Raw genomic sequence first — 778 nt, 5'->3', positions numbered from 1 at the left:
CCCCGGACGGTCCGCCTGCGGGAGGCCTCATGAGCGAGCGCGAAGTCGACGCCGAGCTTGTCGCGCGCGTCCAGCGGGGCGACAAGAAGGCCTTCGACCTGCTGGTGCTCAAGTACCAGCGCAAGATCCTCCGCCTGCTGGCCCGCATGATCCGCGACCCCGCTGAGATCGAGGACGTGGCCCAGGAAGCGTTCATCAAGGCCTACCGGGCCTTGCCCCAGTTCCGGGGGGAGAGCGCGTTCTACACCTGGTTGTATCGTATCGCCATCAATACGGCCCGAAATTGGCTTGCGTCCCAGGGACGGCGGCCGAGCGCGCCCAATGCGATAGAAACGGAAGACGGTGAAACTTTTAACGAAACCGACAACCTAACCGATATAAGCACGCCGGAGTCCATGGTGGCCAGCCGCGAGATCGCCGAAACGGTGAACGCGGCCATCGAGGAATTGCCCGAGGAATTGCGCACCGCAATCGTCCTGCGTGAAATCGAAGGTATGAGTTACGAAGACATCGCCCAGAGCATGGACTGCCCCATTGGTACGGTGCGCTCCCGCATTTTCCGTGCGCGAGAAGCCATTGCGACCAAGTTGCGCCCATTGCTTGGCACCGATGCCGAGCGTCGCTGGTAAGGAGTGGCAGTCATGCAGACTACAGCAGCCAAGTCCGTCGTTTCTTCCGAAGCCGCCTGGGAGGAATCCGTTTCCGCCTGGATGGACGGGGAAGAAACCGACGATATTCTCTCCGGCCTGTTGACCCGCGAAGGGCGACAGACCTGGGA

At 61.8% G+C, this 778-nt stretch carries 1 protein-coding gene; it reads left to right on the top strand.

Translation table 11 applies throughout. The features are described 5' to 3' along the window. The first annotated feature begins 29 nt into the window (after nt 1–29). Entirely contained in the window at nt 30–629 is a 600-nt protein-coding gene (gene rpoE / locus ACR6JA_RS22805) for an RNA polymerase sigma factor RpoE (RefSeq protein WP_006389292.1), read from the top strand. Nucleotides 630–778 lie beyond the last annotated feature (149 nt).

This window comes from Cedecea sp. B1(4) (assembly GCF_059414925.1).
Note: the sequence above shows the minus strand (reverse complement) of the source record. Positions and strands in the feature narration are given on the sequence as shown.

Bases quoted from the DNA above. Each gene is read 5' to 3' on its own strand.
- rpoE (WP_006389292.1), top strand. From the start codon at position 30: ATGAGCGAGCGCGAAGTCGACGCCGAGCTTGTCGCGCGCGTCCAGCGG.